Source organism: Pseudoalteromonas sp. PS1M3 (assembly GCF_016865405.1).
Lineage (GTDB): Bacteria > Pseudomonadota > Gammaproteobacteria > Enterobacterales > Alteromonadaceae > Pseudoalteromonas > Pseudoalteromonas marina.
Genome location: NZ_AP022624.1, coordinates 1,112,253 through 1,136,054, shown reverse-complemented (window position 1 = coordinate 1,136,054; position 23,802 = coordinate 1,112,253). Strand labels below are relative to the sequence as shown.

Genomic DNA, 23,802 nt, shown 5'->3' with positions numbered 1-23,802 from the left:
TTAAAATTTATAGGTTACTTGGCCTACTATTTCACGTGGGCTGCCCGGGAAGTGGCCGTTGCGCTCACTAAAGCCACTTACTGCATATTCTTTATCAAATATATTATTAATATTTACACTTAATAACACATCGTCAAAGCGGGTGGTCCAGCTCATATCAAATACAGTAAAAGGTTTAACTTTTTGGCCATCTTGGCTTATTTGCTCGCTTACGTAATTAGCGCCAAATGCAATAGACGAATCTATGTTATCAAGCGCAAAACGCGACCATAAACCAGCCTGATGGCGCGGCGCATTAGCAAAACGAGAGCCATCACCGTAGGTGCTTGAAATAGTATCGCCCGTTACCCCCTCAACAACTAGCGTATCGTTATAGGCGTAGTTTGCAGTTAGCGTCCAGTATTCGGTTAAATCGCCCACCAGCGTTGTTTCAAATCCGCGGCTTTCTACCTCACCAATATTTAAAAGTGCTGCAATGCCATCACCCGCGCCAGTGTCGTCAGGGTTGCTCATTACTACGTTTTCTTTATTAATTTGGTAAATAGCAAAGGTGCTCATAATTTTGCCATTAAGCCATTGGTTTTTCATACCAATTTCGGTTTGTTTACCGGTTTCTGGGGTTAAGTTGCCCTCGCCTTCTACATCTTCTTGGTCACCCGATGATGCTGGGTTAAAGCTTTCTGAGTAATTAATGTATACCGATGTGTTTTCAACGGGTTGGTATGTAACAGCCACGCGCGGGGTTACATCGTTATCTGAGTAACTGTAACCGGTTTCTTTGTTTAGCTCTTTAAAATAATCGTAACGCAGGCCGGCAATCACGGTCCATTGCTCGTTAATGCTTACAACATCTTGTACGTATAGGCCAAAACGGTCGGTTTCAACACCATCGCGGTTCATGTCGGTAAGGTTATAAGTACTTGGGTCGGTTTTGCCGTAATTTAAGTCAAATATGTTTAAGTTAGCCACGCCGTCCGCTTCATAACGGGCGCGTAAGTAATCGTACTCGGTATCGACTATGTGGTAGTCGCCACCAAACAATACTTGGTGTGCTAATTGGCCTTGCTCAAAGCTATAAACAAAGTCGGTGGTTAAGCTTGTTTCTTCGTTGGCGCGGTATTGCCTACGGTATTCGCGTTTAATGGTTTCGTCATCAATGTTTGCTTCACCATCGCCGTTTGCATCTACCCAGTTTTGCGACTCATGGTAGGCTTGGTCGCGTTCGTTATCCATGTAACGCAGCGTGCTACTTACAGAAAAATCATCATTAAAGTAATGCTTTAGCTCGGCTTGCAGCACTAACGCTTCCATGTCTTGATAGTCAAATGCTTCGTTTGCGTTGTAACTTGGGTCAACTAAAAAATTACCGTTGTCATCTACCGGTACACCACGTAAACGGTTACCGCCTAAGTCTTGTTTGATGTAGTCAACACTTGTGGTTAGTGTGGTTGAATCTGTTAAATCAAATAATAAACCACCGGTAAACTCGGTATTTTTTGAATCTGCATTATTACGAAAGCTGTCTTGCTCCTCGTAATAACCACCTATACGATACGCCATGGTGTCGGTTAAACCGCCGGTCATATCAAGTGAGGCACCACTCGTGTTGTAATTGCCAAGCGTTAGTTTTAGCTCTTTACTTTGCGTATAACTTGGCTTTTTAGTCACATAGTTGATCATACCGCCTGGCTCACCACCACCATATAACGCAGAGGCTGGGCCTTTTAATACTTCTACACGCGCTACATTAAATAATTGCGGTACACCAAAGCCCGAGTACGGATCGCCACGTACGCCATCGTAAAATACATTGGCATCGTCTCTAAAACCACGAAAAGTAACGCCTGAATAACTGTACTCACTTACCCCGGCTATTGAGCGGTATAAATCGGTAATATCGCGCGCGGCTTGGTCAATAATAAGTTGCTCGGTTAATACCTGCGCAGATTGCGGTAATTTAATAAGATCTAAATCCATTTTAGTGCCAATTTTACTTTCGGTTTCTAGGTAAAACTGCTGAGCGCGGCCTGTTACTTCTATTGTTTCAATTTCGTTATTTTGCTCGGCAAATACCACATTAGAAAAAGCAGAAAAAGATGCAGCAATACTGAGCGCCAAATATTTTTGGTTAAACATGTTGATCCTGAAAAAAGGTGTATAAAACGCCTTAAATGATAACGACTATCATTATCATGCGCAATGTAAATAATTTCATATTCACCTTTATTTTTCGAATGAAGAGTTTTGAGCAACACACTAAATTTGCAACTCAGCTTTGAATAAATTAAGAGCATTACTGGAATACAGTATTGATATAATATAACATATCTAAAAATACACTTTAGTAAGATTATTAAATGATAAATAAACTGCCCGTCACAGTGTTATCAGGTTTTTTGGGGGCTGGTAAAACCACTGTACTTAGCCATATTCTTAATAACAGACAAGGTAAAAAAGTCGCCGTTATAGTAAACGATATGAGCGATATAAATATCGATGCCGCAACAATTAAAAGTGGTGTATCGCTTAATCACAGTAACGAAAAACTGGTCGAGATGAGTAACGGTTGTATTTGCTGCACCCTACGAGAAGACTTACTTATTGAAGTGGGCAAACTTGCCAATGATGGGCGTTTTGATTACCTCGTCATTGAATCTACAGGCATATCTGAGCCCCTCCCCGTTGCCGAAACATTCACCTTTGCCGACGAAAACGGGGGTTCACTTGGTGATATTGCCACCCTTGATACAATGGTAACAGTGGTTGACGCGGTTAACTTTTTAAACGACTACGAACAAGCAAACGACTTACAAGATACTGGCGAATCGTTAGGAGAAGACGACGAGCGAAGCGTTGCCGACTTACTTGTTGACCAAGTTGAATTTGCTGATGTTATTTTAATTAGTAAAACTGATTTAATTACAAACAATGAATTAAATAGACTCACTGCCATTTTAAACACGCTTAATACCCAAGCTAACATTATTCCTATTTCAAACGGCCATATTAATATTAACCAAGTGCTAAACACGGGTTTATTTAATTTTGAACGCGCCCAACAAGCACCGGGTTGGCTTAAAGAAATGCGTGGTGAACATATTCCCGAAACCGAAGAGTATGGTATTGGCAGTTTTAATTACACTGCGCGCCGCCCATTTGCTCCTGAAAAGTTTTATAACTTTTTGCACAACACCGAGCAATTTGGCAAGCTTATTCGTTCTAAAGGATATTTTTGGTTAGCAACACGTCCTTTATTTTGCGCGCAGTGGAGCCAAGCTGGCGGTATAGCGCATTACGGGTTTGCAGCCATGTTTTATAAAGCAATACCTAAAAAAGACTGGCCCACAGAGCCCGAACTACTTGCTGATATAAACAGAAAGTGGTTAGAGCCCTTTGGTGACATGCGCCAAGAGCTTGTGTTTATTGGTCAGTCGTTAAATAAACACGCCATGATTAAAGCGCTTGATGACTGCCTACTCCCAGAAGATGCTGTTCTAAAAGGTAAAGATTTTTGGAAAACCTTTAACGACCCGTTTCCTATTTGGGAGGAAGAGTAATGAATGCCCTAGCCCCAATAACAGCGCAAGTAAAACCGGCGGAACCGCTATACCGAAGAGCAGCTATAGAGAGTGATGCCAATGCATTGCCACAAATTTATAACCAAGACACTAACATTGTTATTTGGCAAAGAGACCTTAAGCAAACATTAACAAATGCAGTTAATACACTCATTACCGCCAACGCTTTAAAGCCACTTGAACTTGCGGTATCACCCGATGATGCGTTTGATCAATTAATAAAAGCGCTTAAGCCAGAAGATAATAACCGCGATGAAATTAAAGCTTTGTGTGAAGACATCACACTGTTGGTTGAAATGTTTTGCTGCCTATTTGATTTAAAACACGCCGGTTTGAGGTTAAAAATATTAGATAAACCCATGTGCCCGCGCTTTCATGTAGACAAAATTCCGTGCCGGCTAGTTACTACCTATCAAGGTGTTGCTACGCAGTGGTTAAATCACAGCGATGTAAACCGCTCAAAGCTCGGTACTGGTAATTTAGGTAAGCCTGATGAGGAGTCTGGCTTAATTAAAAGCCTAAATAATATTAACCAGCTAACAGAAGGCGATGTTGCACTGCTTAAAGGCGAATACTGGGATGAAAACGAAGGCGCAGGTTTAGTGCATCGCTCGCCACCGTTGGCTGGAACTAATAGCGCCCCTAGGTTACTGCTTACTCTCGATTTTATATAAAATTAAAGCGCCATTCATAAAGGCCATATTTTGTCTGGCCTTTATCAATTATACTTAACCTATCTTTGTAAGGTTATTAGCAATAACACTATATAACCCCTGAGAGTTAACCGGTTTTGAAATAAAGTCATCCATACCTACATCTAAACAACGCTGCTTATCTTCTTCATATGCATTGGCTGTAATAGCGATAATTGGAACCCGTTTATCTTCCCCTATTTCATTTTCGCGAATGCGTACAGTACATTCATAACCGTCCATATTAGGCATTTGACAGTCCATTAAAATTAAATCAAACACATTATTTTTTAATGCTTTCAGCGCTTCTAAGCCGTCGTTTGCCATTGTAATAGTAACAGCTGTTGGCTCTAACATTTTTGCAATTACTTGGCGATTTATCGGATTGTCTTCTACTAGCAGAATATGCTTATTGATCAAATCTGGTAAAGATTGCTCTTGAACACGCTTTGCTAAATCGACAATTTGCGCTTTAGGTGCATGTATCGAAAACTTAATCGTACTGCCTAAACCTGGCACGCTATTGAGGGTTATTTCACCCTCCATTTTTTTAATCAAACCTTGGCAAATAGCCAGCCCAAGCCCTGTACCGCCATACTTACGAGCTACGCTAGCATCTGCTTGGGTAAACTCACTAAAAAGTAATAGTTGCTGCTCTTTTTCAATCCCAATTCCGCTATCAGACACACTTACCGTCAGTTGCTCATCTTTGTAATCAAACGATAAACGCACGAATCCAGCCTGAGTAAACTTTTGTGCATTTGACAACAAGTTAATAATTATTTGATTTAAACGTAAGTCATCTACATTTAAGCAATCGGGTAAGTCTGGGCTGCGCTGAATAATAAACTCAACATTGTTAGAATGAATAATAGGTGAGAATAACGAGTGGATATTTTCTATAAACGGAGCAAGCAAAGTAGCACGGGGGCTTATTTGCATAGCGTTAGCTTCAATTTTAGAAAAATCTAAAATATCATTTAATATTTGTAGTAAATTTTTTGAGCTTTTTTGTTGTGTTTCAAGAAGGTCACGCTGCTCATCGGTAAGGGTGGTATCACGAAGTAATACCTCACCCATACCTAAGATGCCGTTCATAGGCGTGCGCAGTTCATGACTCATATTGGCCAAAAACTGTGACTTAGCTTTATTAGCTTCATTAGCAGATTTAACTGCTTTTGTTAGCTCATCTGTTTGCTCTGCCACTTTAACTTCCAATTGCTGGTTAAATTGGCTTAGCTGTTTATTTAGATCCTGATTTTTAATATTAGACGCTTGTAAGCTCTCTATTGAGTCCCTTAACGCACTTCCCAGCAACTTAAACTGCTCTTGTAGCTGCAGTACTTCGTACCAACTAGACTCTGTATTAAAATGTTGTTTTTCTGATTTATCAAAACCATGCATTAAATTAGTTAAACCAATAATTGGCTGAACTAATAAGTTAGACAAATGATGTATAAACAACACCACTAAAAATATCAACACTGCACTAAATAATATTGTTGGTAACCAAGCACTTGCTACTACCTTTGTTAAGTGCTTACGATTGTAAAACGTGATGACCTGCCATTTACTAACAGTATCAACATACTGATTGGTATGAAATACTTCATTATTAACAGAACGGAACAGTTGATTATCGCCCAAGTTACTTATCGTAAAATCTAAAGTTTTAAAGTCAGCCAAAATGTCAAATTGTGCTAATGAGCTAAAAACAATCCTTTGCTCAGCATCGAGTATAATTAGCTCACCAGTTTGGTTAAACAAATTCGGTATATATTGCTCTAAACGTTCAAGCTTTAACGACCCTTCCACTACACCATAAAACTCATCATTTCTGTAAATAGGCGCAGAAAGTGCAACTATAGGTTCATTACCAAGGCCACGCCCCTGAAACACACCACTGCTATAACCTTGAGGATACTGTTTAGCTTGAGAGAAATAAGGGCGGTCGTTTACAAAGCGCTTTTCTTCACTAAGTCCTTCTAATAATGTGCTGGGAATACTTTTAGCTACATAGCCATTTGGCATTGCATATAAGCTTGTAGTAAAACCTGGGTATAAATCCATTAACTGCGTTAACTGTTGTTGTATAGTAATTCCACCACCTATGGCATCACTGCTCATTACCACCGCGTTTTTATGAAACTGTAAATAGTCATTCAACTGTGTGCTAATTGATTTCGCTTTTTCTTCAAGCTGAGCATTTACCTCATACTCTATGCGTGAGTGATGATCGTTCACTAAAAAAACACTTGTAACAAGGACAACCAAAACAATAATGACGCTGACAACATAGCTAAGAATACGGGCTAGTGGGCGTCCTTGATAAGCACGACTAGCAAAGGGTACAAATATGCTCATCAAATCAACGAGTGCTAAACTTATTAATGCGTTTACCAGGTATTTAAACACTGCAACAATAAGCGTTAGCGATGCTAAATCCATTACAAACTGGCCTATACCCCAAATGATAGGCAGCCCAACTAAAAACCAAAATACGGCACCTAGGGGTAAAATAGGTTTAGAGCGTCTTAAACAAAAAATATAAAGCCATAAAAGCTCCAACAAATAAACCATGCTGGGCCAACAGTGCCCCCACCTATAGAGTAAAAAGCTTGAGACAATTGCGAGCGTAAGGCAGGAATAACGCAGTCCAGTGAATACTAAGCTGCATAAAACAAAAAATTGTCCAAATAAAAATTCAGAACTATCGAAAAAATACAGGGGTAAAAGGTTAACCAACCCGCCTATTAAGCCTAATAAAATAGCTAGTGCCCACTTACTTCTTTGAGACATTACAACAACCCTTGGGCATCTGATTTAACATGTGTAGCGTTAACGTTAACGTATTATTTCATTATTGCGCAATATCTAAGTGTTGTCTATATGGCAGAAATATAGGGAATATCAGAAAATAAACTTGTGTGTATTTGGTTAAAGTTTTTTAAATTGATTAGCTGTAGTCACCCAAATGAGGAATTTGGGTGGCAGTCTTACCAGCCACATCTCGGCACACACGTCACAAACTGTGGCTGCTCCCTTCCGGGCCTGACCAGGTTCGCCTGCTAGTGTTGCGAGAGGACCAATAAGACTACCATTGAGGGCCTTGGTTGGCGCGGAAGAGATTATCTCTACTTTTACTGTGTTATTCAAGGGATAATCAAAAAAAGAAGGTGCGATTGCATACTTCATATACAATCGCGGCTTTGAAATTTAATTTGTGACTGTTATTTGCTCTCTAATTGCGCTTTTATATTACGAAGTGCTGCTTTTACTTTTTTCATGTTGTCTGGACCCATGCGTAAAAGCTGTTTTTGAGCAGCAGGAAGTTGCTCCCACTCAGAAAACGCATACTGATAAGTTACTGAGTCACGTAAAAGTGGTAAGGCGCCTTCAGGCTCCGGAGTATCAAGTAGTAAATCGATAGCGTCGTTCAATGTTTGTTTAAACTCGTCATCGCCATAACCAATTTCAGTGTATGCATCGTTAATAAGTGGCTGGTACTCTTCAAACATACGGACCACTTGCGCTGCACTCATGCTAGTAAAAATTTTTACATACGGTGTGTAACGCTCATAACTATTTGGATCAATTGTTAAAATATCCCCTTCGGTAACACTGAAGCTTTCTTGTGGTTTAATGACCGGATTATGTTTTTTAGCTACTTTGCCTTGAGCTAAGTTGTCGATAAAAACAACACCTCGACGAATAACATCATCAGTGACCAATAGGCTCATCACGGAGTCACTTAGGTACTCGTCAATTTTGGCAACAACCATAGTATCACTATCGTTTAAGGCAGGTAGCGTAGCTACTTCTGGTTCGGGTTCAACTATGCGCTGCGCTGGCACTTCGAGCTCTGCGGGCTGTTCAACTGCTGTTGGCTCTTCTGGCTCAATTATATCTGGTTCATTTAATGGCTTAAGTTCCATTATTGGCCGCTCTTTAACGGGCTCTGTTGCTTCTATGCGCGCAACCGGTTCGTCACTTGGTTTAAGTAATATAAATGCAACTACACAGGCAACAACAATTAGCGTAATAATGGCAAGAAGTAAGTTACTGTTTGTTGAGCGTTTTTGAACATCTGGTGAGTCTGACATACGAACTCCATAAAAAATAAAAATGCGATATCACTTAGAGTGGGCTAAGTGGATTAAATTCATTCTGTTCGAGTTTTTTATTAAATCAATAGCTATCTTAAGTTAGACATGCTGAATTCAGCATTAAATTATGCGGTTATAACTCTATGAACAGTTAACCTTTGATTCTTCTAGCTTAAAGACTTACAGTTAATAAATAAAGTAAAGACGTTGAACAGTTTAACCACCAATATGAAAATTAAGCAAATAGATCCCAAAAAACCTAAAACAGCCTTATTACTCACTGGTGGTGGTGCTCGAGCGGCGTATCAAGTAGGTGTTTTAAAAGCGCTAGCTCACAGCATGCCACGTACGGCACCTCTTCCTTTTAGAATAATAAATGGTACGTCTGCAGGCGCAATAAACTCTGCAGCCTTGGCTTGTTATGCCTCTTGCGCGCACTTAGCAGTGCGAAAATTAGAATCTGTTTGGAAAAACTTTTCGACCTCAATGGTGTATAAAAGTGATTTTTTAAGTGTATTTGGCCATATTGCGCGTAATATTTTAACTAGCTTTCAATCAGAGCATATTAACCACCCACCAGCAAGCTTGCTTAATAACCGCCCTTTACGTGGTTTACTTAACGAAATTTTAGACTTGCATCGCATAGAGCGTAATTTACACCGAAACTATTTAGAGGCGCTTTCGATTACAGCCTCAAGCTATACCACGGGTGACTCAGTCGCTTTTTTTCAGTCAAATACACAAACAGCTTGGCAAAGAGCTAAACGGGAAGGCCGCCCAACACGTATTAATGTTGAGCATTTAATGGCATCAAGTGCTATTCCAATGGTGTTCCCAAGCGTGAATATTCATAACCACTACTTTGGCGATGGTTCTATACATCAACTATCACCACTGAGCCCTTCAATACATTTAGGTGCTGAAAAAATATTTATCATTGGTGTAGATGAACCTAAAGAGCCGCATCCACCGGGATATTCTGCGCATTACCCTGGGCTTTCTGCTGTAGCCGGACACTTGCTTGATAGTGTATTTACAGACACCATGCAGTCAGACTTAGAACGCTTGGGTAGAATAAACCGCACTTTGGGGCTTTTACCTGCGCGAGATAAACACCAAGAGCTAAAGCAAATAGATAGCTTTGTTATTAACCCCTCACAAAACTTTAATGTTATTGCAGCGCAGTATTACAACGATATGCCATGGGCGATAAAAGTATTATTGCGGACTATTGGTGTTAAAAAGCACTCTCAATCAAGTTTAACGAGTTACTTATTATTTGAAAAACGCTATACCCAGCACTTAATGGAAATAGGGTATCAAGACGGCATGGCTAAGCTACCTGAAATAAGAACTTTTTTAGGGCTCGATTAACTTATTATTCAATGCCGTCTAATAAAAAATGTTCTACGCGTTCCACACGCCTTGGTTTACCTTGCAAAACGAGTATATCGTTGGCAAGCAAAATGATTTGATCTGAAGGGGCGTCTATTTCTCGATCTTCGCGTCGTAATGCCTTAATAGATACCTTGCGCTTTACTAAATTAAGCTCATTTATACTTTTATTAACCGCATGTGCTTTATCGGGCAGAGCAACCACATGCAAATACTCTAATTTATCTGAATTACTTTCATCGTTGTTTATATGCTCACCTGTAAAAAAACTTTGCAAAAATTGATAACGATTTCTTCGCTCATCACTCACTCGCCTAATAATTCGGCTCATGGGTACACCCGACATAGACAAAACATGCGAAACGATCATTAAACTTGCTTCAAGCGTTTCTGGTACAACTTCAGTGACACCAAGCTCTCGTAGTTTTTCAAGCTGGCTATCGTCTCGGGTACGTATAAGTATTTTTACCTCTGGAGCTATTTGCTTTATTGCATCTATCACTATTTGTGTTTGTTCAAACTCGGTAAATGTAATAATCACCAACCGCGCTCGCTCTACGCCCGCACACTTTAAAATATCTTTTTGTTTAACGTGGCCAAATATTACAGGTTCACCTGCGGCCTTACCTTCTTGAACAAGTATGGGGTTACTTTCAACAGCAACATATTCAATAGCTTCTGGCTTTAAAAAGCGCGCTATAGTTTGCCCGACCCTCGAAAAACCACAAATTACAACATGGTTTGTGTAAAGTGCACTTACTTGTGGCTCGCCTTCCCACGCAATGCTTGGGCTATTTAATAACCCTAAACGCCTTAATATATAGGGTGTTTTTTCAATTAAAAATGGCGTTAACGCCATCGATAACACACCAAGGGCAATTAAAAATGAAATGTGTTCGCTGGTTAATAATTGATGCTGCCTACCCAAAGCAATTAATACAAAACCAAATTCACCCATTTGCCACAGCATAATGCCACACGCTAAAGAGTCCTGCTTTCGCTCACTCATGAGTTGTGCACTGATGGCAACCACGGCTATTTTTAAAACCAATAATCCAAATAATGCGCCAACAATAATAAGACCATTGCTAAACACATAGAGTAAATCGAGCTGCATGCCTACGGTAACAAAAAATAGCCCCATTAAGATATCGCGAAATGGCCGTATATCGGCTTCAAGCTGGTGCCTGTAATGACTTTCACCAAGCATCATCCCGGCCAAAAATGCACCTAGCGCCATTGATAAGCCAAACATATAGGTTAGTAAACCCGCAAACAAAGCAACTAGTAGCGTAGTAAGTACAAATAACTCATCAGTGCGCACTAAGGCTATTTCGCTGAATACTTTAGGCAGTAACCATTTACCAATAGCCCACAGTAATACGCAAACAAAAGCCCCTTTAGTTAGAGAAAATGCTAACGCCCACCCAATTGTTTGTGAATCGCTTGTGGCAAATAAAGGAAGAATAATAAGTAAAGGGACTACGGCAATGTCTTGAAACAACAATACACCGATTGCTAATTGCCCTCTGCGCTGATTAAGCTCACCACTTTCTTTGAGCAATTTAACAACTACCGCCGTTGAAGACAGCGCCATAATCGAACCAATAGTAAAGCTGGTAAGCAAACTAAAGTTTAAACAGTACAAAATTATAATAAGCACTAAGCTTGTTACAATCACCTGCAGTGACCCTAAGCCAAATACAATATTACGCATGGCCATTAACCGAGATATTGAAAACTCAAGCCCTAAACTAAAAAGCAAAAATACAATACCAAGCTCTGCAACAAAGTCTATTTCGTGCGTATGTTCAAGCCATCCAACGCCATGGCTGCCAGCTAAAACACCTGTTGCCAGGTACGCCAAAATTGGCGGCAAGCCGATGCGCTTAAAAAACCACACAAAAATAACGGCAACGACAAGTAAGCCAAAAAATTGAGCATTAGTACTTTGCAAATTTGGCCTCCGGCTTCAATTAAACTAGGGGATGTAGCTTAACTATAGCAAGCAATTGTTTTTAAGCTAATTTTAAAATATGGCACAAAAATAGCTTAATACTTGCAAAGCAACACTCTCGGGGGAGAATTTAATGGAAAATGTCCATATTTTGACGCAACGTGTCTCTGGTCGCGGCGACTTTTTGCCGTTTTCGGCTGAACACACACCAAATAGCGAAACAACGGCAACACACGAGTTAGTCGCTGAGCTTCAAACTAGTTTAGTTATTGAAGATGTATTGGCCATATACGCAAAATTTACAAAAAAGCTTTTAAATTTTACGGGATTGCAGTTTCAATCAACGCTTGGCACTGCACAAACGTCTGAAAGCGATACTAATAGCACGCCCTATATTTTTGACTTAACGATTGGAAGAGAGCACTTAGGGCAACTTATATACTTTAGTAAATACCCTTTAGGCAAAGCAATTGAAAGCAAGTTACGCTCGCTTCACTCTGCGCTGGTTTACCCGCTACGTAATGCGATGATGTATAGCCGCGTACTTAAATTGGCTACAAAAGACTCATTAACGGGTTTGAATAACCGTAGTCAATTTAATGACATCTTATCTCAAAAGCTCGAAAATTGTCGCCGCTATCAGCGCCCTTTCAGCTTAATGTTACTTGATCTAGATAATTTTAAGCAGGTAAATGACAAGTTTGGCCACAAAATTGGCGACGATACCCTTAAAGAATTTGCAACGGTATTAAATTCAAGTATACGCGCTACTGATACTGTATTTAGGTTTGGTGGCGATGAATTCGCAATACTAATAGAAGACCCTGAATTCAAAACTAATCAGGTTGTATCTGAACGTATAATGCAATTTGTAAAGCAATCTAGCTTAATGTCAAAGCATGAAGTTACAGTTAGCATTGGCTATACCTTAGCAATGAGTAATGACTGCGATATAGAAATCTTTTCTCGCGCAGATAAAGGCTTGTACAAAGCAAAAGCGTCTGGCAGAAACTGCGCTAAAGCATATTGATTATAAGGCTTTTTAAAAGGCTTAGCTTCCCCCGCTAAGCCTTTTTTATGAAAACCGTTGCCCTATTGCTCAATAGACTTTGCAGGTAAAAATTTATAAATTGTCAGTGCTACACAAAAACCTAAAAAGTAACCGCTCACTAAATTTATTAAGGCTGTGGCGGTATCAAGAGGCGTAAATAACACTAAAACGAGCGGTAAACTCACCCCTAATATAAAAAATATGCCGCCTTTACCTAACCAATACGCCATTAATATAACCGCTGATATAGCACCACCTAAAATAGCATACGCTAAAGTGACAATGTTCAAATCAAGCAATACATTAGCAGCTATCGCTATTAGGGCTGTAAATAGTATGCCTAGTGGCGCTTTATTGACTAGCGATAATCCAACATGTGGCTGTTTACTCATTTATTTACACTCCCAATAAATACCATTTTCATCATAATGTTTTTCACTTATAAAATAGCCAACCACTTGTACTAGTTCGTCATTATAAAAAATAAGCGGCACTTGACTTCGAAGCCAAGGCGCTACTTTTGCGTCCTTAAACCAGTGCTTTACGCTGTTACTTCCGGGCTTTTTAAGAGGCTTTATACGAGCGCTGTTATAATTAAATCTTACTGAAACCTGCTCATTGGCATGCGGTGTTCTTATTCCTGCACCTCTTTGCTTTGTTAATACGCGGCCATCGTGGAGAGTGAGTTCATGAGTGATTAATTCATCATCATTCACAATGTTTTTTTGAGTTACAAAGTATAAATACCCTTGGTGGCGCCTAACCTGTCCATCAACTAAGTCAATTTGAATTTTAGCATCGGCCTGAGCGTTTATTGCCTGATTAATAATTTGTGACAACTGCTTTTGAGATGGCATTACTTGGGTAAATAAGCTAAGCCACGCACGAACCACATTTGTTATGCGCACGTCGCTATAATGAATTATTTGGCTAATACACAATGCTTGCTGGCCATTTAAACTTTGGCTTAAATCAATTTGAGTGTACTCATCAAGTAGCGTTTGTTGTTGCTGCAATAACTCAATGCTGCGCCCAGCACACTGTTCAAAACCTTTAAACCGCATAGCCAGTTCAGGCACTACACGTGCACGCAAAAAGTTACGATCAAAACGCTCATCGGTATTTGAGTCATCAGTTATATGCGTAATATTAAACGCTGTGGCAAAGTGCTCTATATCACTGCGCACAATGTTTAAAAGCGGCCTGTAGCATATTCGTCCGCTTTGTAGTTCACGCATTGCTTGCATTGCACCTAACCCTTTTAAGCCCGAGCCACGCTTTAAACGCAGTAAAAACGTTTCTATTTGGTCGTTTAAATGCTGGCCTAATAAAATAACACTTTGCGGTGCGCTTAGTTCATCAAGTGCTTTATAACGTGCCTCACGTGCCTGCGCTTCAAGGCTTGTTCGTGTTTGCCGGCTTATTGTTACCTGCGCGGTATTAAACGGTGTATCTAGCTCAATGCATAGGTTTTGGCAAAAAGCCTGCCAGTCATTAGCGTATTCGCTTAAGCCATGATTAACGTATATTGCACTTACCTTTAGCTTTGGCATTTCTTGCTTTAGCACGTGCATTACATGTAACAATACAACTGAGTCGACCCCACCCGAAAGCGCAACAGTAAAATTAAACTGTTGTTGCTTAAAAAAGTGCTCTAGAGCGTGTTTAACGTGTTGATAAATGGCTGATGATTGCATGCAATACGCTATAAAATTTGTGTTAGAAGTATTTTAAAACAAAAAAGCCGCATAAGCGGCTTTTTTTAACATTTAATGTAATAGCTACTTTATTAGCAGTAACCAAACGACATTAAACGTTTGTAACGTTGATCAAGCATGTCTTCAAGCGAAAGTGCTTGTAAGTCTGCTAAATCACGTTTTAAACGGGTTTTTAAGTTACGCGCCATCGCATCGTAATTACGATGTGCACCACCTAAAGGCTCATCAACTAAGTTGTTGATTAAATCTAACTCTTTAACGCGCTCAGCGGTCACGCCCATAGCTTCTGCAGCAAGTGGTGCTTTATCGGCGCTTTTCCATAAAATTGAAGCACAGCCTTCTGGCGAAATTACTGAGTACGTGCTGTATTGCAACATATTAACTCTGTCACCAACACCAATCGCTAATGCACCACCTGAGCCGCCCTCACCAATAACCGTACAAATAGTTGGCACTTTAAGCGCCGCCATTACTTTAAGGTTACGTGCAATTGCTTCAGACTGACCACGCTCTTCAGCGCCAACACCAGGGTATGCACCTGGCGTGTCGATAAAGGTCATTATTGGCATTTTAAAACGCTCAGCCATTTCCATTAAACGAAGTGCTTTACGGTAGCCTTCTGGTTTTGGCATACCAAAGTTGCGTTTAATTTTTTCAGCTGTATCGCGGCCTTTTTGTTGGCCAATAACCATAACGGGTTCGCCATCTAAACGGGCAACACCGCCTAAAATAGCCGGGTCGTTAGCAAAAGTACGATCGCCTGCAAACTCGTCAAACTCCGTGAAAATGCGCTCGATATAATCTCGAGTATAAGGACGCAACGGATGACGCGCTAACTGCGATACTTGCCAAGCGCCTAAATTTGAGAATATTTCCTCTTTTTGCTTAGCACTTTTTTCTTTTAATTTGCTGACTTCCTCTTCTAGCTCAAGGTCTAATTCGCCAGCGCGGCTTATGCTTTGTAATTCTTCAATTTTTGCTTCTAATTCTGCAATCGGAAGCTCAAAATCAAGATAATTGAGGCTCATGCTCTAAACTACCTAATCAGTTAAATTCTAGTTCTACATCTTGTGCCGCCATGAGTGATAACTTGTGAATCAAGTCGTCGCTCGGCGTGACACACCATTCGATCCCTAGGGTTAATTGCGCCAACGCATCTGGGCGTTGGTAATAAACCTTGATCGGACACGTTCCCATTTTATAAGGTTCGAGTACTTTTTGTAATTTATCGAAGAAACCTGCCTCGATTTGCACCATGTTCAGCGTCATTTTAATCGCTTTAATACGTTTTTCACGCGCTTGAGCAATGGTGTTTATTTCTCTGGCGGTCATTGTAATGCCACCGGAGAAGTTATCAAAGCTGACCTGTCCAGATATTACCAAGATATTGTTAACTTGAAGCATTTCTTGGTACATTTCAAACTGTTCTGGAAACAAGCGTACATCAATACGGGCGCTCTTGTCATCTAAAGTTATTAAGCCCCAACGGTTGCCTTTTTTATTGATTAAGGTCCGCGCTGAAATAACTAGACCAGCGGCTGTAGAGAGTACATCACGATTAGTTGGTTGTAAATCCACCAGCTTTCCGCTGGTGTAATACCTAAGCTCCTTGCGATACTGATTTATCGGATGCCCAGTTAAATAAAGGCCTAGGGTATCTTTTTCACCTTCAAGCCATTCATTGTCGGTCAGGCCCGTGGCCTTAATAAAGGCTTGCTCTACTTCGTCTGGCTCAGTAGCCAATAAACCAAATAAATCGCTTTGTCCAAGTTGCTCTGCCTTGTTGTGCTGATCGGCCGCGCGCATAGCGTCTTTTAAACTTGCCAGTAATGTTGCACGCCCAGCTTGGGTTTTCTCTGGCCCAAGCTTATCAAGTGCACCGGCATAAATTAATTTTTCGGTGACACGTTTATTTAGACGTTTTAAGTCAACGCGAGCACAAAAATCAAATAAATCCTTAAACGGGCCGCCCTTTGCGCGCGCTTCTAATATAGCGTCTACTGGCGCTTCACCTACACCCTTAATTGCGCCAATACCGTAAACAATTTCGCCTTGCAGGTTTACCGTAAACTTAAACTCACCGGCGTTTACATCGGGCGGTAATAAGGTAAGTTTCATGTTTTCACATTCATCTACCAAAATCACTATTTTGTCGGTGTTATCCATATCGGCCGACATTACCGCAGCCATAAACTCAGCTGGGTGGTGCGTTTTCATCCACAGCGTTTGGTACGAAACCAGTGCATACGCTGCTGAGTGAGATTTATTAAAACCATAACCTGCGAATTTTTCTACCAAGTCGAAGATTTTTATCGCCAGTTCGCCATCAATACCATTATTACGCGCGCCATCTTCAAACGTTGAACGCTGCTTTGCCATTTCTTCAGGTTTTTTCTTACCCATTGCACGGCGTAACATATCTGCACCACCCAGCGTATAGCCTGCGAGTACCTGCGCTATTTGCATTACTTGTTCTTGATACAAAATAATGCCATAAGTGGGATCGAGTATTGGTTTTAAGCTTTCGTGTTGGTACTGCGCATCTGGGTATGAAATTTCCTCTCTACCCAGTTTTCGGTCGATAAAGTTATCTACCATGCCTGATTGCAATGGACCTGGGCGGAACAAGGCTACTAATGCAATCATATCTTCAAAGCAATCGGGCTTAAGGCGGCGTACTAAATCTTTCATGCCGCGCGATTCTAGCTGAAACACCGCGGTTGTTTCGGCGCGCAGTAATAGCTCTATGCTTTTTTTATCATCCAGTGGAATAGTGTTTATATCAACAGGGGCTTTGCCTTCGCGCTGCATACGCACGTTGGTCATATCCACTGCCCACTGCAAAATGGTCAAGGTACGTAAACCCAAGAAATCGAACTTAACAAGGCCCGCGGTTTCTACGTCGTTTTTATCAAACTGTGTTACCGGAAATTTACCTTCATCGTCACAATAAAGTGCAGCAAAGTCGGTAATGGTGGTCGGCGATATTACAACACCACCGGCATGTTTACCGGCATTACGCGTACACCCTTCGAGGATGCGACACATATCGATTAAATCTTTTACCTCTGAGTCACCATCGTATGCTTCTTGCAAACGCGGCTCTACTTCAAAGGCTTTGGCAAGGGTCATTCCCGGATCGCCTGGGATCAGTTTCGAAATACGATCAACAAAACCATAAGGATGACCAAGTACACGACCTACATCGCGTATTACCGCTTTTGCGGCCATAGTACCAAAGGTAATAATTTGTGATACCGCATCACGCCCATACAATGCCGATACGTGATCAATTACTTCGTCGCGTCTGTCCATACAAAAATCGACGTCGAAATCGGGCATTGATACACGTTCAGGGTTTAGGAATCGCTCAAAAAGCAAGTCAAATTCCAGCGGATCGAGGTCAGTAATTTTAAGTGCGTACGCCACTAATGAACCCGCACCCGATCCTCGCCCTGGACCTACCGGTATATTGTTATCTTTACTCCACTGAATAAACTCCATTACGATTAAGAAGTAACCCGGAAAACCCATTTGGTTGATTACGCCAAGCTCTACGGCTAAACGTTCATCGTATTCAATACGTTTTACTTTTCTATCTTCTTCGTCAGGGAACAAAAACTGGAGTCGTTCTTCAAGGCCATCTTCTGACACTTTAACCAAAAACTCATCAATATTAAGAGAGCCTGTTGGATAATCTGGTAAAAAGTATTCGCCTAACTTTACAGTCACATTACAGCGCTTAGCTATTTCTACCGTATTTTGCAGTGCTTCAGGTATATCGCTAAATAGCTCAGCCATTTGCTCAGGCGTTTTTAGGTATTGTTCTTCTGAGAAACGTTTTGGACGGCGTTTGTCATCAAGTGTGTAGCCATCAAATATAGCTACTCGAATTTCGTGCGCTTCAAAATTTTCAGGTTTTAGAAATACCACTTCGTTGGTTGCAACAACGGGCAGCTGCTCTTTAGCTGCAAGCGCTACTGCCATGTGCAGATAATCTTCTTCGAGCGGGCGGTTAGTTCGTACAAGCTCTAAATAGTAATGATCGCTAAAGTGCTGCTTGTAAAAGCTAATTACGCTTTCTATAACGCCCGGATTATTTTTTAATAATGCTTTACCTAAATCACCGTCTTTTGCGCCCGAGAGAATAATTAATCCTTCTTTATGATTAGCTAACCATTCTCTATCAATTACTGGACGATGAAATACATGACCACGCTGATACGCCTCAGAAATTAATAGCGTTATATTTTTATAACCTACATTATCTTTAGCTAAAATTGTAATGCGACATGGCTCATCCGGAAATTCAGGGCTGCGCAGCCAAAAGTCAGCACCCACAATCGGCTTTATACCCGCATTATGGGTAGCGCCATAAAAGCGTACTAATCCACAAAAGTTCATTTGATCGGTAATAGCAATCGCGGGCATTTCTAGCTCTTGCGCCTTAGCGACTATTGGCTTGGTTTTAGCTAAGCCATCAACCATCGAAAAGTCTGAGTGGACCCTTAAATGTACAAAATCAGGTGCTGCCATTATTTTGCCTCGCCTTTCGCTTGCATAAGTACACGCTGCACGGGTTTAAAACTTTTACGATGTTCATCTATTGCACCGTACTGCTCAAGTGCTGCAAAGTGCGCTTTAGTTGGGTAACCTTTATGCCCTGCAAACCCGTATTGCGGGTGGCGTTTATCAAGTTCAAGCATTTCATCATCACGCGCGACTTTGGCTAAAATAGAGGCTGCTGATATTTCGGCAACCAGGCTATCGCCTTTAACAACCGCTTGAGCAGGCATAGTAAGTTTTGGTAAACGGTTCCCATCTATAAATACAAACTCAGGCTGTGTGCTTAGTCCTTCCACTGCGCGGCTCATAGCAAGCATGGTAGCGTGTAAAATGTTTAAGTCATCAATTTCTGATGGACTACAACGGCCATAGGCATAGCATAATGCGTTTTCTTTTATCTCTGTGGCTAATGCTTGGCGCTTTTTATCTGTTAATTTTTTAGAGTCGGCTAGACCCGCTATTGGTTTAGTTGGGTCAAGTATTACCGCAGCGGTAACAACGTCGCCAACCAGCGGGCCTCGCCCTACTTCATCAACACCGGCAATTAAGGTTACGTTAGGTCGTTCAATTTGCATGTATTAACTCCGCCACAGCCTTGGCTGCTTGCTCGCTGGCATTTAATCTAATGTTTTCATGAATTGCTAAAAAACGTGCTTTTAATTGTCTATTGTCTGTTTCTAGCAATGGGGTAAGTGCTTGAGTTAAGTTTTTAACATTACAGTCGCTTTGTAAAAATTCAGGCACTAATTCTTCATCGGCCAATAAATTTGGCAACGAAAAATATTTAATGTTAAAGGTAAACAGGGTTTTAAAAATCCAGTAGCTTAATGGTTTTATTTTATACCCAACAACCATTGGCTTTTTATACAGCATGCCTTCGAGTGTGGCTGTGCCAGACGCAAGTAAAATGGCATCTGCCGCTTGCATTGCTAATTTAGATTGCCCATCTAGCAAGCTAACATTAAGGCTAGGCGCTGTAGCATTTAAAATATCAGTAAACTGCGCTTTGCGCTTTTCGTTTACCAGTGGAACCACAATTTTAAGGTCTGGGTTTTGAGCTTGAAGTTGCTGCGCTGTTTTTATATAGGTTTCACTCAGTAAGCCCACTTCGGAGCCTCGGCTACCTGGCAATAATGCCAGTACTTTGTCATCAAGACTTAAGCCTAGTTTTGCACGTGCTTGGCTATCGTCGTGCTCAAGCGCTATATCGTCTGCTAATGTGTGCCCTACAAACGTACACGGTACTTGATGCTTGTCGTAAAATTCTTTTTCAAACGGCAATAGTGCAAGTACTAAGTTAGTAGCTGCGCTAATAGTATGAATACGTTTTTCTCGCCATGCCCAAACTGAAGGGCTTACGTATTGAACTGTTTTAATGCCTGCATCTTTTAAAGGTTTTTCAACGCGAAGATTAAAATCAGGGGCGTCTATTCCAATAAATACATCGGGTGGGTTATCTATAAAATGTTGAACCAATTGTTTACGAATTTTCAGTAAACGCGGTAAACGCCCGAGTACTTCAACCAAGCCCATTACAGACAGCTCATCCATATCGTATAGAGTTTTACAACCTTGAGCTTGCATTTTTGGTCCTGCAATCCCCTCAAAAGTGGCATCTGGAAAATGTACTTTCAATGCTTTTATTAGGCCTTCGCCTAAAATATCGCCCGACAGTTCGCCTGCCACTATACCTATTCGTAGTTGTTTTTTTTCTTTCGTCATTTGCTTTTTAGTTCATATTTTAATCGGGCGTCATGAGTTTAGTTTACCGCGTTTTGGTATGTGTTTAAACGCTTTAAATAACTCGTTTTTTAACTGTAAATATAATCTCTATTGTTGTTTATTTTTAATACTGATGTAGCATATAAATTATATATTAAGTTTTACTAATATATATTGACAAGTATTGTGCAATTGTGAATAATATTGCAAACTTTCAGTAATTACTGAAAGTTCATTCAATCATTAACTCTGCCAATAACTCATTGCCCAGTTAATCCGTCACATTCAAGGAGCATAAAATGATAGATGAAACCTTTGTGGATCTATCGCGACTACAGTTTGCTGTTACCGCACTCTTTCACTTCATATTTGTACCGTTAACAATAGGTATGACTTGGATCTTAGTTATTATGGAATCAGTTTATGTTATGACTGGTCGCGAAATTTATCGTGATATGACTAAGTTTTGGGGTAAGTTATTTGGTATTAACTTTGCCATTGGTGTTGCCACAGGCCTCACTATGGAGTTTGAATTTGGCACTAACTGGTCTTATTACTCACATTATGTGGGTGATGTATTTGGTGCCCCTCTGGCTATTGAAGGGTTAATGGCATTCTTTTTAGAATCAACTTTTGTGGGTATGTTCTTCTTAGGATGGGATAGACTTTCTAAACGTCAACATTTAGGCGCTACCTTTTTAATGGCACTGGGTACAAACTTATCAGCATTATGGATATTAATTGCTAATGGTTGGATGCAAAACCCAGTAGGTGCTGAATTTAACTACCAAACTATGCGAATGGAAATGACCAGCTTTGCAGAGCTGGTATTTAATCCTGTTGCACAGGTTAAGTTTATTCACACGGTATCTGCAGGCTATGTCGCCGCGTCTATGTTTGTTTTAGGTATAAGTAGTTGGTACATACTAAAAGGTCGCGATTTAGCATTTGCTAAACGTTCATTTTCAGTGGCTTCAGGGTTTGGTTTAGCCTCAATTTTATGTGTTATTTTACTTGGTGATGAATCAGGCTATGAAGTAGGCGAAATTCAAAAAGTAAAATTAGCAACTATTGAAGCCGAGTGGCACACAGAAGAAGCGCCCGCTGCGTTTACTGCATTTGGTTTTCCTGACTCTGAAGAGCAAGTAACCCATGCAGCTGTAAAAATACCCTATGCACTGGGCATTATTGCTACACGCTCACTTGACGAAAAAGTTACGGGTATTTCTGATTTAGAGAAAAAACATGAAATACGTATTCGTAACGGCATGATTGCCTATGGTTATCTCAATAAACTAAGAAACGGCGAAGATACGCCTGAAAACATTGCTAAATTTGACGCAGTGAAAGATGACTTAGGCTACGGTTTGTTGCTTAAACGATATACATCTGATGTTGTTGATGCCACAGAAGAACAAATTCAAAAAGCAGTGAAAGATTCATTCCCAAAAGTAGGCCCTATGTTTTGGTCGTTTAGAATTATGGTTGCCTGTGGTGTCGCTATGCTTGCTGTGTTTGTATTAGCATTTTACTACAATGCACACCGTATTATTGAGCAAAAACGCTGGTTACTTTGGGCTACAGTATTAAGTATTCCATTGCCATGGATTGCGATTGAATTTGGCTGGATCGTTGCAGAATATGGACGCCAACCTTGGGCTATTTCTGAAATACTACCGACTTTTTTAGCAACGTCATCATTAACGGTCAATGACATTTTAATTAGCTTAACGGGTTTCATCATTTTTTACACTGTCCTTGCGATTGTTGAAGGCTGGTTAATGATCCACTTTATTAAAAAAGGCCCTAGCTCATTACATACTGGTAAATACCATTTTGAGCTGCCAAACAACACACAAGCAAAAGGAGAATAATCATGATTTTTGATTATGAAACATTAAAAATGTTGTGGTGGTTGATCATTGGTGTCCTTTTAATCGGCTTTGCAATTACCGATGGTATGGATATGGGGGTTGCTATGCTCCTTCGCCTAGTTGGTAAAACAGATTTAGAACGACGCACTGTAATTAATACAATTGGCGCACATTGGGATGGTAACCAAGTTTGGTTTATCACCGCTGGCGGAGCATTATTTGCGGCTTGGCCAATGGTGTATGCAGCCGCTTTTTCGGGGTTTTACTTTGCCATGATGCTGGTGCTATTTGCACTCTTTTTTAGACCTCTTGGTTTTGATTACCGCTCAAAAATTGATTCTAAGCGCTGGCGTAATAACTGGGATTGGGGATTATTTGCAGGTAGCGCAATTCCGGCTTTAGTATTTGGTGTAGCATTTGGTAACTTGTTTTTAGGTGTACCATTCAATATTGATAATTTATTACGTGTAAGTTACCAAGGTTCGTTTTTTGGCTTATTAAACCCATTTGCACTCCTCGCTGGTTTAATTAGTATAGCTATGCTTATTGCACATGCAGGTATGTGGTTACAACTTCGCACAGCAGATGCGGTTGCTGAACGCTCTGGCCAATACGGACGTTATGCATTGATTGCATTTATTGTTTTATTTGCCGCTGCTGGATTTTGGGTGGCTAATTTAAGTGGCTACCAAATTGTGTCTATGGGCGATACTCAAGGCCATGCTGATCCGCTCGCTAAAGTAGTTACCACAGCAAAAGGCGCTTGGCTAAATAATTACACTGAGCGTGCATGGACAGTAACCTTTCCTGTTCTAGCGTTTGCTATGGCATTAAGTGCATTAGTATTTTCAAAGCTCAATAAACCTGCGTTAGGGCTTATTTCGACTGCACTTATGTTAGTAGGTGTCATTATGACGGCGGGCGTTTCATTATTCCCATTTATTATGCCATCAATTAACAACCCAAACATTAGCTTAACAATTTGGGATGCCGTTTCTAGCCATAAAACGCTTAACATTATGCTTGTAGCCGTGGCCATTTTTGTACCATTAATTTTAGCCTACACCACGTGGTGTTATGTAAAAATGTGGCGCAGAGTAACCGTAGAAGAAATTGAAAATAACACTCACGGCAGCTACTAAG

General features: G+C 40.6%; 16 protein-coding genes and 1 other RNA gene. 6 read left to right on the top strand and 11 right to left on the bottom strand.

Features of this window, described 5'->3' with window-relative positions:
- The gene (locus tag PS1M3_RS05200) at window positions 1–2,136 is read right to left on the bottom strand and encodes a TonB-dependent siderophore receptor (protein WP_203986617.1); all 2,136 of its coding nucleotides are present in this window, start codon (window positions 2,134–2,136) and stop codon (window positions 1–3) included.
- Window positions 2,137–2,357: 221 nt separating this feature from the next.
- Here PS1M3_RS05200 and zigA point away from each other — a divergent pair, with 221 nt between their 5' ends.
- Window positions 2,358–3,557, top strand: coding sequence for a zinc metallochaperone GTPase ZigA (zigA, locus tag PS1M3_RS05195; protein ID WP_203986614.1), 1,200 nt, complete (start codon window positions 2,358–2,360; stop codon window positions 3,555–3,557).
- The gene (locus PS1M3_RS05190) at window positions 3,557–4,252 is read left to right on the top strand and encodes a DUF1826 domain-containing protein (RefSeq protein ID WP_203986609.1); all 696 of its coding nucleotides are present in this window, start codon (window positions 3,557–3,559) and stop codon (window positions 4,250–4,252) included. Before zigA ends, PS1M3_RS05190 begins: the two co-directional genes overlap by 1 nt.
- A 54-nt stretch (window positions 4,253–4,306) precedes the next feature.
- Here the strand turns inward: PS1M3_RS05190 and PS1M3_RS05185 are convergent, their stop codons facing one another.
- From PS1M3_RS05185 to PS1M3_RS05175, 3 genes are all read right to left on the bottom strand, one after another.
- Window positions 4,307–7,069, bottom strand: a complete 2,763-nt coding sequence (locus PS1M3_RS05185; RefSeq protein WP_203986607.1) for a response regulator — start codon at window positions 7,067–7,069, stop codon at window positions 4,307–4,309.
- A gap of 195 nt (window positions 7,070–7,264) precedes the next feature.
- Window positions 7,265–7,361, bottom strand: an RNA gene (gene ffs, locus PS1M3_RS05180) — signal recognition particle sRNA small type.
- A 139-nt stretch (window positions 7,362–7,500) separates the two neighbouring features.
- Window positions 7,501–8,373 carry a DUF3014 domain-containing protein gene (locus PS1M3_RS05175; RefSeq protein WP_203986604.1) on the bottom strand — a complete coding sequence of 291 codons (873 nt, stop codon included), beginning with the start codon at window positions 8,371–8,373 and terminating at the stop codon, window positions 7,501–7,503.
- A gap of 231 nt (window positions 8,374–8,604) precedes the next feature.
- On the opposite strand from PS1M3_RS05175, the gene PS1M3_RS05170 reads away from it, so the two are divergent.
- Window positions 8,605–9,750 (top strand): patatin-like phospholipase family protein, encoded by a 1,146-nt coding sequence (locus PS1M3_RS05170; RefSeq protein WP_203986601.1) that lies wholly within the window; start codon window positions 8,605–8,607, stop codon window positions 9,748–9,750.
- A 4-nt stretch (window positions 9,751–9,754) separates the two neighbouring features.
- On the opposite strand, the gene PS1M3_RS05165 is transcribed toward PS1M3_RS05170, so the two are convergent.
- Window positions 9,755–11,728: a monovalent cation:proton antiporter-2 (CPA2) family protein gene (locus tag PS1M3_RS05165; protein WP_203986598.1), complete on the bottom strand. Its 1,974-nt coding sequence runs from the start codon at window positions 11,726–11,728 to the stop codon at window positions 9,755–9,757.
- A 133-nt stretch (window positions 11,729–11,861) separates the two neighbouring features.
- Here PS1M3_RS05165 and PS1M3_RS05160 point away from each other — a divergent pair, with 133 nt between their 5' ends.
- Window positions 11,862–12,758 (top strand): GGDEF domain-containing protein, encoded by an 897-nt coding sequence (locus tag PS1M3_RS05160; RefSeq protein WP_203986596.1) that lies wholly within the window; start codon window positions 11,862–11,864, stop codon window positions 12,756–12,758.
- A gap of 62 nt (window positions 12,759–12,820) precedes the next feature.
- On the opposite strand, the gene PS1M3_RS05155 is transcribed toward PS1M3_RS05160, so the two are convergent.
- The 6 genes from PS1M3_RS05155 to lpxB all read right to left on the bottom strand — a co-directional run bounded on the left by PS1M3_RS05155 (window position 12,821) and on the right by lpxB (window position 20,785).
- Window positions 12,821–13,171, bottom strand: coding sequence for a hypothetical protein (locus PS1M3_RS05155; RefSeq protein WP_203986593.1), 351 nt, complete (start codon window positions 13,169–13,171; stop codon window positions 12,821–12,823).
- Entirely contained in the window at window positions 13,172–14,476 is a 1,305-nt protein-coding gene (gene tilS / locus PS1M3_RS05150; protein WP_203986591.1) for a tRNA lysidine(34) synthetase TilS, read from the bottom strand.
- Window positions 14,477–14,568: 92 nt separating this feature from the next.
- Window positions 14,569–15,525, bottom strand: a complete 957-nt coding sequence (accA, locus tag PS1M3_RS05145; RefSeq protein WP_006793614.1) for an acetyl-CoA carboxylase carboxyl transferase subunit alpha — start codon at window positions 15,523–15,525, stop codon at window positions 14,569–14,571.
- Between the two features lie 16 nt (window positions 15,526–15,541).
- Window positions 15,542–19,033, bottom strand: a complete 3,492-nt coding sequence (gene dnaE, locus PS1M3_RS05140) for a DNA polymerase III subunit alpha (RefSeq protein WP_203986589.1) — start codon at window positions 19,031–19,033, stop codon at window positions 15,542–15,544.
- Window positions 19,033–19,638 (bottom strand): ribonuclease HII, encoded by a 606-nt coding sequence (rnhB, locus tag PS1M3_RS05135; RefSeq protein WP_010557170.1) that lies wholly within the window; start codon window positions 19,636–19,638, stop codon window positions 19,033–19,035. Before rnhB ends, dnaE begins: the two co-directional genes overlap by 1 nt.
- On the bottom strand, window positions 19,628–20,785 hold the full coding sequence (gene lpxB, locus PS1M3_RS05130) for a lipid-A-disaccharide synthase (protein WP_203986588.1): 1,158 nt from the start codon (window positions 20,783–20,785) through the stop codon (window positions 19,628–19,630). The genes rnhB and lpxB overlap by 11 nt, the downstream gene beginning before the upstream one ends.
- A gap of 299 nt (window positions 20,786–21,084) precedes the next feature.
- On the opposite strand from lpxB, the gene PS1M3_RS05125 reads away from it, so the two are divergent.
- Window positions 21,085–22,659: a cytochrome ubiquinol oxidase subunit I gene (locus PS1M3_RS05125; protein ID WP_203986585.1), complete on the top strand. Its 1,575-nt coding sequence runs from the start codon at window positions 21,085–21,087 to the stop codon at window positions 22,657–22,659.
- Between the two features lie 2 nt (window positions 22,660–22,661).
- Window positions 22,662–23,801, top strand: coding sequence for a cytochrome d ubiquinol oxidase subunit II (gene cydB / locus PS1M3_RS05120; protein ID WP_305791977.1), 1,140 nt, complete (start codon window positions 22,662–22,664; stop codon window positions 23,799–23,801).
- Window position 23,802: the final 1 nt, after the last annotated feature.